A 14,793-nucleotide genomic window follows, 5' to 3' on the forward strand; every position below is an offset into this window, starting at 1 on the left:
GCCGTCGCGCGAGAGGCGGGACCGAGGACCTTCAGCGCTGATGGCTCCTCACGGGGTGGCGCACGAGGCCGCGGGCGACGACCGGCACAACGGCGAGGAACAGCGCCGCGACGGCGAGCGCGGAGCCCAGCGCCCACGCGCCGAACACCAGCAGCGACGCCAGCTCGATGCCCAGGCCCGCGACCGAGGTGACCGTGGCCCGCGCCGCGCCGGGCACCTGCTCCTGCAGCCGCGCCTCGCCCACCACCAGCACGGCGAGGTACAGGCCGTAGGACAGCGCGACCGCGGCCAGCGCGACGGGCGTCCCGGCCAGCGCCCCGGCCGCCAGCAGCGCGGCGGAGACGGCGAGCAGGACCGGCAGCGCCCGCGACGGCAGCCGCCCCAGCCGGCCGGCCAGCGCCGCGCCCGCCGCGCCGGCCAGCGCGACCGCGAGCACGGCCACCGGCACCAGCTCGGTGGGGACGCCGCGGTCGCGCGCCATGACCGGGAAGTACTCCTCCAGCGCGTCCAGCCCGCCGAGCAGCGCGACGGCCACCACGGTCAGCCGCAGGGTCGGCCGGCGCAGCGCCTCGCCGACGGCGGCGCGCAGGCCCGGGCCGGCGTCGTCGTCCTCGTCCCGGGTGGGGGTCGTCTCGGGGAAGCGGGTGGCCAGCGCCGCGGCGGCGAGGCAGGCGCCGACGCTCGCCCAGCCGACCAGCGCGTAGCCGCTGGCCTCGACGAGCACGCCGGCCAGCAGCGCGGTGGGCACCTGCACGAGCAGCTCGGTCGCCGTCATCGCGCCCTGGACCCGGACGAAGTCCTCCTCCGCGCCGACGGCGGCCAGGGCCTCGTAGACCAGCGCCTCGGCGGCACCGGAGACCAGCGCGCCGCCCACGCCCCACACGACGAACCCGGCGGCGAAGCCGGGCAGCCCGGGCGCCACGGTCCAGAGGACGAAGCCGGCGGCCTCCAGCACCCCGGCGAGGACCAGCGCGCCGCGGCGCGACCAGCGGTCGGCGAGCACCCCGGTGGGCACCTCGGCGAGCAGGGCGGTGACCGACCACAGCGCGAACAGCCCCGAGACCTGGACCGGGGTCAGTCCGGTGTCGAGGAACAGCAGCGCGTAGAGCGGGTAGACGGGCACCAGCCCGGACAGCGCGGTCCAGGCCACGGCCAGGCGGGCCAGTGGCCGGGCGGGCGACGGCGGTGCGGTGGACGACGGGCGTCAACGGAACGGCACGGGACGACGGTAACCAGCCCCACACCCGGGCGCACCGGGTTTACGAGGGCCCGTCGACTAGCCTGGGCGGCCGAGGAGGGGAGTAGCCCCCCGTCCGCTGGTCGACATGCTGGCGACTCCCGCGGGAGCCGCCCGGTCAGCGGGCCCGCGCCCCGCGCGGGTGGGCGAGACCTCCGGCCTGAGCAGTCGTCGCGCTGCCGGTCGGAGGCGTGCGCCCCCGCCCGGCCGTGCCGAGCGGAAGAGAGACCCACCCGTGATCGTCTGGTCCGTCGTCGTGACGGCGTTCGCCCTCGTCCTGCCGGTCGAGCTCCCGGACAAGACCCTGTTCGCCAGCCTCGTCCTCGCCACCCGGTTCCCGCCGCTGCCGGTGTTCGTCGGCGTCGGCACCGCCTTCGGCCTGCAGGTCGCCATCGCCGTCACCGCGGGCAGCCTGCTCTCGCTGCTGCCGGAGGCGCTGGTCAGCGGCGTCGTGGCGGTGCTGTTCCTCGTCGGGGCGGTCCTGCTATGGCGCAGCGCGTCCGAGGGGCCCGAGGACGGCGGGGAGGCGGCCGACACCCGGGAGCGGACGTCGTTCCTGCGGGCCGCCGCGATCTCCTTCGGCGTGCTGTTCGCCGCGGAGTGGGGCGACCTGTCCCAGCTGGCCACCGCGGGCCTGGCCGCCCGGTTCGACGCGCCGGTGTCGGTGTTCGTCGGTGCCTGGGCGGCGCTGCTGACCGTCTCCGGGCTGGCGGTGTTCCTCGGCAAGACGCTGGCCGACCGGCTGCCGGTGGCCCTCATCCGCCGGGTGGCCGCGGGGCTGTTCGTCGTCTTCGCCGTGTTCGCCGCCGTGGAGACCGTCCGCGCCCTCACCTGATCGGGGGACGGCCGCGGGCCGGGCGGTGCGGACGGCGGGCGCGAGGTCCGTTGCCTCCTCCATGACCGTCTCCACCCCGCCCGACCGCGACGCCGTCGCCGCCGACCTCGACGTGCGCGAGCTCGCCCGGGACGCCGAGCTGGCCGCCGTCGTGCGCGTCGCCGCGGACGTGGCGGGTGTGCGGTACGCGGCGGTCGACCTGCTCGACGCCCGCGAGCAGCACCAGCTGGTGCCGCACGGCTTCCTGGGCTGCTCGTCGCCGCGCGAGGAGTCGCTGTGCGCGGCGGTGAACGCCGGCGGCCCGCGGGTCGAGGTGATCGAGGACCTGGCCGCCGAGCCGCGGTATGCGGGCAACCCCTGGGTGGACGGCCGCCGCGCCCGCGTCCGCGCCTACGCCAGCGCGCCGCTGGTCGTCGACGGGGCGACGGTGGGCACCCTGTGCGTCTTCGACTCCGAGCCGCACGTCTTCGCCCCCGGTGCCGGGGACCGGCTGGCCGACCTCGCCGCAGTCGTGGTGGCGCTGTTCGCGCGGCGCCGGCAGGCCCGCCAGCTCGCCGACCTCGTCACCGCCAGCGCCGCCGCCCGCGACCAGGCCCAGGCCGCCGCGACGCACGCCGCCCGCTCCGAGGCGTTCACCCGCGCGCTGCTGGAGGCGCTGCCCGTCGGGGTCGTCGCCGCCGACGCCGACGGGCGCATCACGCTGTTCAACCGGCTCTGCCGGCAGTGGCACGGGCTCCCCGAGGCCTCCGCCGACCGCATCCAGGGCGCCCGGCTCACCGAGGACGTCGTCGAGGCCTTCGGGCTGAGCACCCCCGACGGGCGCCGGCTCGGCCTGGCCGAGGTCCCCCTGGCCCGCGTCTACGCCGAGGGGCGGGTCCGCGACGCCGACATGGCGATCGACCTGCCCGGCGCTCCCCTGCGCGTGGTGCGCGCCTCGGGCACCCGCATCCGCGACGCCGCGGGCCGGCCCACCGGCGCCGTCGTCGCGATGATGGACGTGACCGCCCAGCGCGAGCTCGAGGCCCGGCTGCGCGAGGCCGCCCTGCACGACGCGCTCACCGGCCTCCCCAACCGGGCGCTGCTGCTGGACCGGCTCGGGCAGGCGCTGCAGGTCCAGGCGCGCGAGGGCCTGGCGGCCGCGCTGCTCTACTGCGACCTCGACGGGTTCAAGGACATCAACGACACCCGCGGCCACGCCGCCGGCGACGCCGCCCTGCTGCGGATGGCCGCGGCGCTGCGGGCGGCGGTGCGCCCGGGCGACACCGTGGCCCGCATCGGCGGCGACGAGTTCGTCGTGCTGTGCCCCGGCACCGGCACCGAGGCCGCCGCCCGGCGCCTGGTCGACCGGATCGCGGCCACCCTCGCCTCCCCCACCGACGGCGGCCCGCCGCTGCGCTCGAGCACCGGCGTCGCCCTCTCCCGGCGGGGCGACACCGCCGACAGCCTGCTGCGCCGCGCCGACGCGGCGATGTACGCGGTCAAGCGCTCCCGTCGCGGAGCAGCGCGAGGCGCGTGACCAGCACGTCGGCCTGCGCGCCAGGCTCGGGCCAGGGCTCGTCCGGCCTGCTCGCGCGGAGGGTGACCAGCCCGTGCAGCGCCGTCCACACGAGGGCGGCGTCGGCCCGCGGGTCCCGGCCGGCGGAGACCCCGGCCGCCACGCAGGCGGCCATCGCGGCGACCAGGACGTCGAAGGCGCGCGCCCCGGCGACCGGCCGCCGCGGGCCGAACATCGCCCGGTAGCGCGCCGGCGCGGCGAGGCCCGCGTGCACGTAGGCCCGGCACCCGGCGCGCAGCCGCTCGGCCGGGTCGTCCAGGCCGGCCGTCGCCTCGCGGATCGCGGCGACCAGGTCGGCGAACCCCCGGTCCACGACGGCGTCGAGGAGGGCGGCCAGGTCGGCGAAGTGGCCGTAGACGGCGGGTGCGGTGACCCCGGCCTCGCGCGCGACCCCGCGCAGCGTGACCGCCTCGACCGCGCCGGTCCGCTCGAGCAGGGCGGTCGCGGCACTCACGAGGTCGGAGCGGAGGTCCCGGGCCACGGAATCGACTTTACAGGCGTTAAGCGGCGGGCCTACCGTCGCTTTACACCTGTAAAGGAGGACCCCGATGGCCGTCATCCCCGACCTGTCCTGGACCGCCGACCGGCAGCCCCCGGGTCCCGGCGTCGTGCTGGTCACCGAGCTGCGGCTGCGGCGCCTGGCCGACGTCCCGGCCTTCCTCGCCGCCTCGCTGGCGATCCGCCGCCAGGTGGCCGGTTCCCCCGGCGCCCGGTCGCTGCTGCTGCGCGCGCGGCCGCTGGCCCGCACGTTCACCACCGTCTCCTGGTGGGACGACGAGGCCGCCGTCCGCGCGTTCGCCCGCACCGACCCGCACCGCTCGGCGATGCGCCGCTGGGCGCCGCGGCTGGCGTCGTTCGGCAACCGGACGCTGCCCGGCGACGGCGCCGCGCCGACGGTCGACGCGGCGCTGGCCGCCGTCTAGCCGGACTGCTCCAGCGCGCCGGAGGCCGCCCACTCGGCCAGCCGCCGCTCGGCCTCCTCGGGGCCGACGTCCTCGACCCGGGTCATGACCGCCCAGCGGTGGCCGAACGGGTCGTGGATCGAGGCGAACCGGTCGCCGGTGACGAACGTGGCCGGCTGCTCCCGCACGGTGGCGCCGCGCTCGACGGCCGCGGCGACCACCGCGTCGACGTCGGGGACGTATACGCAGGTCGAGGCGCTGACCCGGTCCTCGGCCTGCCCGGTCGGCGCGACCAGGCCGAACTGCGGGTTCGGGTCGCCCAGCTGCAGCCGGCCGGCGCTGAACTGCAGCTCCGCGTGCGGCACGGTGCCGTCCGGGGCGCCCATCCGGCTGACCGTCGTCGCGCCGAAGACCTCCTCGTAGAAGCGGATCGCCTCCGCCGCGGGCGAGCAGACCAGGAAGGGGGTGAGGGTCGTGTAGCCGTCCGGGCGGCCGTCGGTGATCGCCATGCCCCTCACCCTGCCGCCGCGGCCCGGCGCCGTCTTGGACGAACCCGACACCCCGCTCAGGGCAGCGTCGGGATCCAGTCGGCCAGCGCCCGGCCGATCGCGTGCGGCGAGTCCTCGGGGACGAAGTGCGAGCCGGGCACGGTGACCTCGGTCACCGAGGGCCACTTCCGCACCAGCGCGCGTGCCCGCCCGGTCAGCAGCCAGCCGGGCTCGGCGTCCACGAACAGCTTCGGCACGGCGCTGGTCCGCAGCCAGTGCCCGTACCGCGCGACGACGTCGTGGACGGCCGGCGGCACGTTGGCGATGGGGAGCTGGCGCGGCCACTCGAGCGTCGGCCAGCGGTCCTCGCGTTCGCGGAACGGCTGCCGGTAGCGCTCGTGCGCCTCCGGGGAGAGTCCGCGCAGCACGGACGCCGGGAGGATGCGCTCGACGAAGACGTTCTTGTCGAGGATGACGACCTCGCCGTCGTCGCTGCGCATGGCCTGGAAGATCTTGCGGCCGTCCGCCGGCCAGTCGGCCCAGGTCATCGGGGTGACGATCGCCTCGGTGAAGGCCAGGCCGCGGACCGCCTCGGGGTGGCGGTGCGCCCAGGAGAAGCCCAGCGCCGAGCCCCAGTCGTGCAGCACGAAGGTGACCCGCCGCTCCACCCCGAGCGCCTCCAGCAGGCCGTCCAGGTGCGCGGCGTGCGTGGCGAAGGAGTAGGTGCCGCGCCGCGGGTCGGGCAGCTTGCCGGACTCCCCCATGCCGACCAGGTCCGGCGCGATGCAGCGGCCGAGGTGCTGCACGTGCGGGATGACGTTGCGCCACAGGTAGGACGAGGTCGGGTTGCCGTGCAGGAACACGATCGGGTCGCCCTCGCCGACGTCGACGCAGGCCATCTCGGTGCCGCGGACGGTCACCCGCCGCCGGGGGAAGGGGTCCTCGGGCGAGACCTCCTCGTGGGTGCTGTCGTCCTGGTCGGCCATGCGGCGATCCTCGCCCAGGCGCCGCTCGCCCGCCGTCCGGGGATCGCGCTCGACCCCGACGCGACGATCGCGCTCGACCCCGACGCGACGATCGCGCTTGACCCTGACGCGACGTCAGGCTGTGCACTCGTCGCCGTCAGGGAGGAGGGACCCGGGATGAAGGTGGGCGAGGTGGCGGCGCTGGCCGGCGTCACGGTGCGCACGCTGCACCACTACGACCGGATCGGCCTGCTGTCGCCGTCGGGACGCACCGCGGCCGGCTACCGCCGCTACTCGGCGGCGGACCTGGACCGGCTGCACCAGGTGCTGCTCTACCGCGAGCTGGGGTTCCCCCTCGAGGAGGTCGCGGCCCTCCTGGACGACCCGTCCGCCGACCCCGCCGAGCACCTGCGCCGGCAGCACCGGCTGCTGCGGGACCGGCTGGAGCGGACGCGGGCGATGGTCGCGGCCGTCGAGAAGGAGATGGAGGCGAGGCAGATGGGGATCGCACTGACCCCCGAGGAGCGGTTCGAGGTGTTCGGCGAGCACGACCCGGAGCGGTACGAGGCCGAGGTCCAGGAGCGCTGGGGCGACACCGACGCCTACCGCGAGTCCGCGCGGCGCACCGCGGCCTACACGAAGGAGGACTGGGTCCGGATCAGGGCCGAGGGCGAGGACCTCAACCGGCGGATGGCCGAGGCGCTGCGCGGTGGCGTGGCGCCCGACTCGCCGCAGGGCATGGACCTCGCCGAGGAGGCGCGGCAGCAGATCTCCCGGTGGTTCTACGACTGCCCGCCGGAGATGCACGCGGCCCTGGGCCGGATGTACGTCGAGGACGAGCGGTTCACCGCCACCTACGAGCAGGTCGCGCCCGGCCTGGCGCAGTGGGTGAGCACCGCCGTCCAGGCCAACGCCGCCCGACAGGGCTGAGTGTCGGGCGCGGGTGCGGCGAACTGTTGGTCAAGGGCGTCTGATGGCCACCGGTTCGTCGCACTCGACGGCCAGGCGGTCGCCGGTCGCCGGCGTGACGACGTCGTGCACGGACGCGGACCCCTGGGCGCTCCGAGGTTGGCCGGGTCACTCGTGGGGCAGGGCCATGGGCCGTGATGCAGCTGTGGGCACCGCTCCGCCGTCCGGCCGTCCAGCGCGGGATCCGGGCCGCTCTCGCAGCCGGGATCGCCTGGCAACTCGCCGCCCTCCTCCCTGCCCCCTTCGCCGACATGGCGGCGTATGCCCCGCTGGGCGCGATCATCGCCTGCCTCCCGACTGTCGCGGACTCGGCGAGCGCCGCCTGGCGCACGGTGCTCGCCATCCTGCTGGGCTGCGCCGTGGCCATCGGTGTGCACGAGCTGACCCGGGCGGTCCCGAACGCCATCACCCTCGCCCTGGTCGTCGCCGTGGCGGTCGTGCTGGAGCAGTGGCAGGTTCTCCGCGGCAGCGCGAGCTGGGTCAGCGTCGCGGCACTGTTCACCCTCACCCTGGGCGGTGCCGGCAGCCCCACCGAGTTCGTCGTCCCGTACGCCGGCCTGGTGCTGCTCGGCGGCACGGTGGGCGTCCTGGTCACCACCCTGCTCTTCCCCCCGCTGCAGCTCACCCAGGCGCGCGAGGGGGTCGGGCGCGTGCGGGAGGTGCTGGGCGGGCACCTCCAGCGGGCGGCGGGCGAGCTGCGACGGGGCGAGCCGCCCGCGACGGAGGAGAAGGACCGGCGGGCCGCCGTCCTGGGTGCAGCACTGGACCGGATGCGGGACGCCGAGCGCACCGTCGAGCGGGCCCGCCTCGCCAACCCCCGGGCCAGGAAGTGGCAGGAACCGGCTGCGCAGCTGCGCAGCCAGTCGCGGTCGCTGGACCGGGTCGCCGTCCTGGCCGACGACGTCACCATCCTGGTCACCCACTACCAGCCCCAGCACCAAGGCGGCGAACGACCGGAGCTCCGGACGGCGGAGCGCCTGGCCGACGCCCTCGACGGGCTGGCCGGCGTCGTCCGCACCCCGTTCCACACCGCCGACGGAGCACGGCCCGACGCCCGCGACCACCGCATCGAGGTGGCCCAGCACGCCCTCGACAACCTGACCGGCCGACTCGCCCGGACCTCGGTGGACGACGATCCGGGCTTCCTGGCGCTCGCCGCCGTCGCGGTGGGCGTGCAGCGCGCCTTGATCGCCCTGGACGCCGAGTGCCATGAGCCGTCGTCGGCGTGAGGGCCGCTCAGACGCGGACCAGCAGCTCGCCGTGCAGCATGGCGAGCCAGCCGTCGTCCGCGGCGGCCCAGCGCAGCCACGCGGCGGCGAGCTCCTCGAGCTCGTCCCGCGTGGCCAGGCCGTACGCCAGGGCCTGCTCCGCGAACGCCGACGCCGTCGCGCGGCCGGCCCACGAGCGGCCCCACCACTCGCGCTCGGCCGGCGAGGCGTAGCACCAGGAGCCCGTCGTCGCGGTGGTGTCGCGCAGGCCCGCGGCGTGCGCCCAGGACAGCAGCCGGCGGCCGGCGTCGGGCTCGGCACCGTTGGCGCGGGCGACCGCGTGGTAGAGCTCCAGCCACCGGTCCAGGCCGGCGTCGGCCGGGAACCAGCAGGTGGCGGCGTAGTCCACGTCCCGGACGGCGAGCAGCCCGCCGGGGCGGCAGACCCGCGCCATCTCGCGCAGCGCCGCCACCGGGTCGGTGAGGTGCTGCAGCACCTGGTGGGCGTGGACGACGTCGACCGAGTCGTCGCGCAGGTCGAGGGCGTAGACGTCGCCGACGGCGAAGGTCGCCGCGACGCCCTCGCGCCCTGCGAGGTCCCGGGCCTCGTCGAGCGGGTCGGCCGAGACGTCGAGGCCGAGCACGCGGCCGGGCGCGACCCGGCGGGCGAGGTCGACGGTGATCGTGCCCGGCCCGCACCCGACGTCGAGCAGGTCGAGCCCGGGGCGCAGGTGCGGCAGCAGGTACGCGGCGGAGTTCTCCGCGGTGCGCCAGCGGTGCGACTGCAGGACCGGTTCGGCGTGCCCGTGCGTGTACGTGTCCACGCCGGCATCCTGCTCCGCCCGTCCCGCCCAGCGGAACGGTGATCTCAGTGCATGGGATGGGACCGGACGGGACGTCAGGTGCGCGGCTCGCGCCCCGCCGGCTGCCGCGGCTCGCGGAGCAGCGGGGTGGGCGCGCGCAGCGGCACGCGCACCGGGGTGGTCGTGACCGACTGCGCGGTCCCGTCGACGACGACGGTCACCGGCCCCTCGCCGCGCACCAGCGTGAGCGTGGTGCCCTCCCGCGTCGTCTCGACGCGGAGCACGCTGCCGCGCCAGGTGACGTGCCACGCCGTGCGGGACAGCGACGACGGCAGCAGCGGCGCGATCTCGAGGTCCTCGTGGTCCTCGCGCAGACCCCCCAGACCCGCCGCGAGCGCCAGCCACGCCCCGGCCACCGATGCCAGGTGCAGCCCCTGGGCCGTCCCCTGCTGGACGTCGCGCAGGTCCACGAGCGCGCACTCGCGCAGGTAGCGCAGGGCGAGGTCGGGGTGCTGCGCCTGGGCGCACACCACCGCCTGCACCGCGGCCGACAGCGAGGAGTCCCGCACGGTGCGCGCCTCGTAGTACTCGAGGTCGCGCGCCACCTCCTCGTCGGTGAACTCGTCGCGGCACCACCACAGCGCCTGGACGAGGTCGGCCTGCTTGAGCACCTGCCGCCGGTAGAACGTGGCGTAGTGGTTGTGCTCCTGCACCGGGTAGGCGTCGCACTGCTCCTCGAAGGGCCACTCCTCGTACGACGTGAAGTTGGCGTTCATGGGGTGCACGCCCAGGCCCTCGTCCCACGGCACGTGGACGGCGTCGGCCGCGGCCCGCCAGGCGGCGGTCTCGGTGTGGTCCACGCCGAGCTCCGCGGCCCGCGCCTCGTACCTGCGGCAGGCGTCCACCGCGCGCCGCAGGTTGGCCCGCGCCATGAGGTTGGTGAAGACGTTGTCGTCGACGACGCCGGTGTACTCGTCCGGACCGGTCATGCCGAACAGGTGCCACGCCCCGGCCGCGTCCTCGTGCCCCAGCGACATCCACAGCCGCGCCGTCTCGACCAGCACCGGCAGACCGCCGACGTCGTCGAGGTCGGCGCCCGTGGCGTTCTCGTGGAGCCAGAAGGCGCGGGCGACGTCGGCGTTGACGTGCATCGCCGCCGTGCTCGCCGGCCAGTACGCCGACACCTCGGGCCCGCTGATGGTGCGCCACGCGAACGCCGCGCCCGCCCGGCCCAGCGTCCGGGCCCGCTCGCGGGCGGCGTCGATCGTGCCCGCCCGCCACCGCAGCAGGCGCGCGGCCGTGTCCGGGCGCAGCAGGGTCAGGGCGGGCAGCACGAACCCCTCGACGTCCCAGAAGGTGTGGCCGCTGTAGCCCATGCCGGTCAGCCCCTTGGCCCCGACGGGGGCGCCGGAGATGCAGGCGGCGGAGCAGAACAGCTGGAAGACGCTGTAGCGCAGCGCCTGCTGCAGCTCGGGGTCGCCGTCGACCTCGACGTCGGCGGTCGCCCAGAACTCGTCGAGCACACCGCGCTGGACGGCGAGCAGCCCCTCCCACCCCAGGTCGAGGGCCGAGGCCACCGCCGCCGACGCCTCGCCGACGAGCGAGCCGGCCCAGGCGTCGAGCGACCAGGTGTGGGCGACGACCTTGGTGATCCCGAGGGTGGCGCCGGGGGTCAGGTGGGCGGCGACGGTGGTGACCACCCGGTGCTCGTCGGCGTCCGTGCTGATCCGCGCCCCGTCGTCGACCACGTGCTCGACGGCGGCGGCGACCGTGATGTCCGACCGCCGCGTCCGGGACGCGAGGGTGCCGCCGCTGCCCGTCGAGCCGTGCTCCCGCGGCTCGAAGGCGTTGTCGAGGCAGTCCTTGACGCGGGGGTCGTCGTTGTCCACGCCCGTGGGCGTCACCGACCCACTCGCCAACTCGGACCGCACGACGACGTGCGCCTGACCGTCCAGCGCGCGCACCTCGTACCGGACGGCGCAGACCGCGCGCTCCGCCAGCGAGACCAGCCGCCGGGAGCACACCTCCATCGTCGTCCCCGTCGGCGTCCTCCAGCGCACGCGCCGGTCGAGCGTCCCGGCGCGCAGGTCCAGCGTGCGCTCGTGGACCTCCGGCCGGACCTCGCGCACGTCGAGCGGGATCCCGTCGACCAGGAGGCGGATCGGGGTGCCGTCGGCGACGGTGAGCAGCGCCTGCCCCTCCCCGGGCTGGCCGTAGCCATCCTCGGGATAGGACAGGGGGTGGGTCTCGTACACCCCGGACAGGTAGGTGCCGCGCATGCCGAAGGGCTCGACCTCGTCGAGCGTCCCCCGTACGCCGACGTAGCCGTTCGAGAGGCTGAACAGGGACTCGGCGACGTCGAGCGTCCGGGTGTCCACGTGCGGCTCGCGGACCTGCCAGGGGTCGACGTCGAGGGTCGGGGCGCTCACGGTGGTCCTCGCCGTCTCGGAGGGCGGGACCCGGCCGGCGTCCCCCTCCCGTCCTACCGCCCGGCGGCCGCCCGCGCGATCCCGGGCCGTCACACCTCCTCGAGGACCGCCTCCGCGGTCGCGGCCGCGCGCTCCCGGTCGGCCGGGACCAGGCCCAGCCGCACCCGCCGGTCGAGCAGGTCGGCCACGTCCCGCGCGCCCTCGGCCAGCGCGCCGAAGCGCAGCTCCCCCACCGTCTCCAGGCGCCCCTCGGCCACCGGCTCGGTGCCGAGCGCGGCCACCCGCGGCGCCTCGGTGCCGTACCGGGCGACCAGCCGCGCCGGGGCGGGCACCCGCGCCAGCTCGGCCGGGGACGCCGCCCCGACCAGCGGCAGCCGCGCGGTCGGCGAGCGCCGCGCGCCCCGGCCCAGCCGCGCGACGACGGCGTCCACGGCCTCCTCGGCCATCGCCCGGTAGGTCGTGAGCTTGCCGCCGACGACCGAGAGGACCGGTCCGTCCCACCGCAGCAGGTGCCGGCGGGACAGGTCCGCGGTGGCGTCGCCCGGCCCCGCGCCGGCCGACCCGGGCAGCACCAGCGGCCGCAGCCCGGCGTAGGAGCCGACGACGTCGTCGCCGGTCAGCGGCACGGCCAGCACCCGGTTGACGGTGTCGAGCAGCTGGCGAACCTCGGCGTCGGCGGGGACCGGGTCGTCGTCGGGGACCGGCCCGGGCACCGGCTCGTCGGTGAGCCCCAGGTACACCAGCCCGCCGGGTTGGGGCAGCGCGAAGACGTACCGCGAGCGCGAGCCGGGCAGCGGCACGGTGAGCGCCGCGACCGGGTCGCCGAGCCGGCCGGCGCGGACGACGAGGTGCGAGCCGCGCGAGGGTGCCAGCCGGATGCCGGGTGCGAGCGCCTGCGCCCACACGCCGGTCGCGTTGACCACCGCGCCCGCCCGCACGGTCAGCGCTGCGCCGTCGGCCTGCACCGCCACCTCGCCGCCGTCGACGCCGGTCACCCGCACGCCGGTGAGCACCCGGGCGCCGTGCGCGGCGGCCGTGCGGGCCAGCGCGACGACGAGCCGGGCGTCGTCGGTGAGCTGGCCGTCCCAGAAGACGGCGCCACCGCGGCCGGGGTGCACCGCCGGCGTCAGCCGCGCGACCTCCGCGGCGCCGACCCGGCGGGTGCCCGGCAGCGAGCCGCGCCCGCCGCGCACCGACCGGCGCACCGCGTCCCCCAGCCGGCCGCCCAGCGCGCCGACGGCGCTGACGTCCCGGCCGGCGGCGTCGGGCACCAGGAACGGCAGCGCCCGGACCAGGTGCGGCGCGGTGGTGCGCATGAGGACGGCGCGCTCGCGGGCGCTCTCCCGCGCCAGGCCGATCTCGCCGTGCGCCAGGTAGCGCAGGCCGCCGTGCACCAGCTTGCTCGACCACCGGCTGGTGCCGGCGGCGAGGTCGGTGCGCTCCAGCAGCGCCACGGACAGCCCCCGGGCGGCGGCGTCGAGGGCCACCCCCGCGCCGGTCACGCCCCCGCCCACGACGACGACGTCGACCCCGCCGGCCAGGGCCTCGAGGTCGGCCGCGCGGCGCTCCGGGGTGAGGTCGGGCCCGCCGGTCACGTGCGGGGTCCCGGTCGGAGCACCGGCAGACTGTAGCCGTGCCCGAGCAGCCGGAACTGACCGTCCAGGGGTGGGGGCCCGGCAGCTCCCGCGTGGCCACGGTGGCCGAGCCGGGGGACGCGGCGGAGGGCTCCCTCGAGCTCACCCGCGACCCCGACCTCGCCACCGCGCTGCCCAAGGCCGCCCGCCGCCACCTGGCCAGGGAGCTGGGCTGGGAGCCGCGGCCGACCCCGCCGGTCGCCGTCGCCGACATCCGGGTGGCGCCCTCGCGGCTGCCGGCCGACGTGCACGACGCGCTGGTCGCGCTGCTCGGCGCGGAGCACGTGCGCACCGACCGGGACGCGCGGCTGCGCCGGGCCGGCGGCAAGAGCTACCTGGACCTGCTGCGCCGGCGGGAGGGCGACGCCTCCGACGCGCCCGACGCCGTCGTCCTGCCCGGCAGCACGGCGGAGACCGCTGCACTGCTGGCGCTGTGCGCCGAACGGGGGGTCGTCGTCGTGCCGTTCGGCGGCGGCACCAGCGTGGTCGGCGGGCTGTCGGGGCTGGACCCCGACGACCGGCCCTCGCTGTCGGTCGACCTGTCCCGGATGGCGTCGCTGACCGACGTCGACGTCGCCTCCTCGCTGGTCACCGCCGGCCCCGGCATGCGCGGCCCGGCGCTCGAGGAGGCGCTCGGCGCGCACGGGCTGACGCTCGGCCACCTGCCGCAGAGCTGGGAGTACGCCACGCTCGGCGGCTACGCGGCCACCCGCTCGGCCGGGCAGTCCTCCACCGGCGTCGGCCGCTTCGACGACCTCGTGGCGGGCCTGACCCTGGCCACGCCGTCGGGGGTGCTGGAGCTCGGCCACCCGCCGGCGTCGGCGGCCGGCCCCGACCTGCTCGGCCTGGCGCTGGGCTCCGAGGGCGCGCTCGGCGTCATCACCGAGCTGCGGCTGCGGGTGCGCCCGGCGCCGCGGGCCCGGGCGTACGAGGGCTGGGCGTTCCGGACCTGGGCCGACGGGCTCGCCGGGCTGCAGCGGCTGGCGCGGCACGACCTGCTGCCCGACGTCGTCCGGCTCTCCGACCCCGACGAGACCCGCGCCACCCTGCTCAACGCCGCCGGCACCGGCGCCCGGCTGCTGCGTGGCGCCCTGCGGGCCCGGAGCCGCGGCGACGGCTGCCTGCTCGTCGTGGGCTGGGAGGGCCTGCCGCAGGTGGTGCGGGCCCGCCGCCGGGCGGTGCTCCCGGTGCTGCGCGAGCACGGCGCGGCGCGGGTCGGCCGCCGGGTGGGCGAGTCGTGGCGGAGGCACCGGTTCGCCGCCCCCTACCTGCGCGACCGGCTCATGGACGCCGGCCTGCTGGTGGAGACGCTGGAGACGGCGGCCACGTGGACGGCGCTGCCGGCCGTGTACGACGCCGTCCGCACCGCGCTGCGCGAGTCGCTGGGCCGCCCCGGCAAGCAGCCGCTGCTGATGACGCACGTGTCCCACGGCTACGCCACCGGCGCCTCCCTCTACGTCACGGTGCTCGCCGACCGCGACGACGACCTGCCGCTGCAGCAGTGGCTCACCGCCAAGCGGGCGGCCACCGAGGCGCTGCTGGCCGCCGGCGGCACGCTCACCCACCACCACGCCGTCGGCCACGACCACCGCCCCTGGCTGGAGCGCGAGGTCGGGCCGCTCGGCGTCGAGGTGCTGCGCGCGGTCAAGGCCCGGCTGGACCCGCAGGGCGTCTGCAACCCCGGGGTCCTGCTGCCCGATTGACGCCGCGGATGATCAGCTGAGCTCACCGCCGCGCGTCCTGGCTCACCGTGGGCGGTGAGCCAGGAC

Annotated in this window: 13 protein-coding genes; 6 read left to right on the forward strand and 7 right to left on the reverse strand. The window is 77.1% G+C overall.

All coding sequences use genetic code 11. The features are described 5' to 3' along the window. Positions 1–31: 31 nt before the first annotated feature. The gene (locus ACI8AR_RS22300; RefSeq protein WP_457052937.1) at positions 32–1,150 is read right to left on the reverse strand and encodes an MFS transporter; all 1,119 of its coding nucleotides are present in this window, start codon (positions 1,148–1,150) and stop codon (positions 32–34) included. A gap of 322 nt (positions 1,151–1,472) precedes the next feature. Here ACI8AR_RS22300 and ACI8AR_RS22305 point away from each other — a divergent pair, with 322 nt between their 5' ends. Beyond that, on the forward strand, positions 1,473–2,072 hold the full coding sequence (locus ACI8AR_RS22305; protein WP_457052938.1) for a TMEM165/GDT1 family protein: 600 nt from the start codon (positions 1,473–1,475) through the stop codon (positions 2,070–2,072). 61 nt (positions 2,073–2,133) lie between these two features. Then, a complete protein-coding gene (locus tag ACI8AR_RS22310) occupies positions 2,134–3,588 on the forward strand; it encodes a diguanylate cyclase domain-containing protein (protein WP_457052939.1) in 1,455 nt (484 codons plus the stop codon). Here ACI8AR_RS22310 and ACI8AR_RS22315 read toward each other — a convergent pair. Next, the gene (locus ACI8AR_RS22315; protein WP_457052940.1) at positions 3,551–4,108 is read right to left on the reverse strand and encodes a TetR/AcrR family transcriptional regulator; all 558 of its coding nucleotides are present in this window, start codon (positions 4,106–4,108) and stop codon (positions 3,551–3,553) included. The genes ACI8AR_RS22310 and ACI8AR_RS22315 overlap by 38 nt on opposite strands. A gap of 67 nt (positions 4,109–4,175) precedes the next feature. On the opposite strand from ACI8AR_RS22315, the gene ACI8AR_RS22320 reads away from it, so the two are divergent. Next, positions 4,176–4,550 carry an antibiotic biosynthesis monooxygenase family protein gene (locus ACI8AR_RS22320; RefSeq protein ID WP_457052941.1) on the forward strand — a complete coding sequence of 125 codons (375 nt, stop codon included), beginning with the start codon at positions 4,176–4,178 and terminating at the stop codon, positions 4,548–4,550. On the opposite strand, the gene ACI8AR_RS22325 is transcribed toward ACI8AR_RS22320, so the two are convergent. After that, the gene (locus tag ACI8AR_RS22325; RefSeq protein WP_457052942.1) at positions 4,547–5,038 is read right to left on the reverse strand and encodes a VOC family protein; all 492 of its coding nucleotides are present in this window, start codon (positions 5,036–5,038) and stop codon (positions 4,547–4,549) included. The two genes, ACI8AR_RS22320 and ACI8AR_RS22325, sit on opposite strands and share 4 nt — an antisense overlap. A gap of 56 nt (positions 5,039–5,094) precedes the next feature. After that, a complete protein-coding gene (locus tag ACI8AR_RS22330; RefSeq protein WP_457052943.1) occupies positions 5,095–6,003 on the reverse strand; it encodes a haloalkane dehalogenase in 909 nt (302 codons plus the stop codon). Here ACI8AR_RS22330 and ACI8AR_RS22335 point away from each other — a divergent pair. After that, a complete protein-coding gene (locus tag ACI8AR_RS22335) occupies positions 5,977–6,912 on the forward strand; it encodes a MerR family transcriptional regulator (protein ID WP_457052944.1) in 936 nt (311 codons plus the stop codon). The genes ACI8AR_RS22330 and ACI8AR_RS22335 overlap by 27 nt on opposite strands. Positions 6,913–7,202: 290 nt before the next feature. Next, positions 7,203–8,180: a hypothetical protein gene (locus ACI8AR_RS22340; RefSeq protein WP_457052945.1), complete on the forward strand. Its 978-nt coding sequence runs from the start codon at positions 7,203–7,205 to the stop codon at positions 8,178–8,180. Positions 8,181–8,187: 7 nt separating this feature from the next. Here ACI8AR_RS22340 and ACI8AR_RS22345 read toward each other — a convergent pair whose 3' ends face one another. The 3 genes from ACI8AR_RS22345 to ACI8AR_RS22355 form a co-directional block, all read right to left on the reverse strand. After that, on the reverse strand, positions 8,188–8,982 hold the full coding sequence (locus tag ACI8AR_RS22345) for a class I SAM-dependent methyltransferase (RefSeq protein WP_457052946.1): 795 nt from the start codon (positions 8,980–8,982) through the stop codon (positions 8,188–8,190). 74 nt (positions 8,983–9,056) lie between these two features. Next, entirely contained in the window at positions 9,057–11,390 is a 2,334-nt protein-coding gene (locus ACI8AR_RS22350; RefSeq protein ID WP_457052947.1) for a glycoside hydrolase family 65 protein, read from the reverse strand. Between the two features lie 89 nt (positions 11,391–11,479). After that, the gene (locus ACI8AR_RS22355; protein ID WP_457052948.1) at positions 11,480–12,985 is read right to left on the reverse strand and encodes a glycerol-3-phosphate dehydrogenase/oxidase; all 1,506 of its coding nucleotides are present in this window, start codon (positions 12,983–12,985) and stop codon (positions 11,480–11,482) included. Positions 12,986–13,023: 38 nt separating this feature from the next. On the opposite strand from ACI8AR_RS22355, the gene ACI8AR_RS22360 reads away from it, so the two are divergent. Then, entirely contained in the window at positions 13,024–14,727 is a 1,704-nt protein-coding gene (locus ACI8AR_RS22360; RefSeq protein WP_457052949.1) for an FAD-binding oxidoreductase, read from the forward strand. The last annotated feature ends 66 nt before the right edge of the window (positions 14,728–14,793 follow it).

Source organism: Geodermatophilus sp. SYSU D01036 (assembly GCF_054050435.1).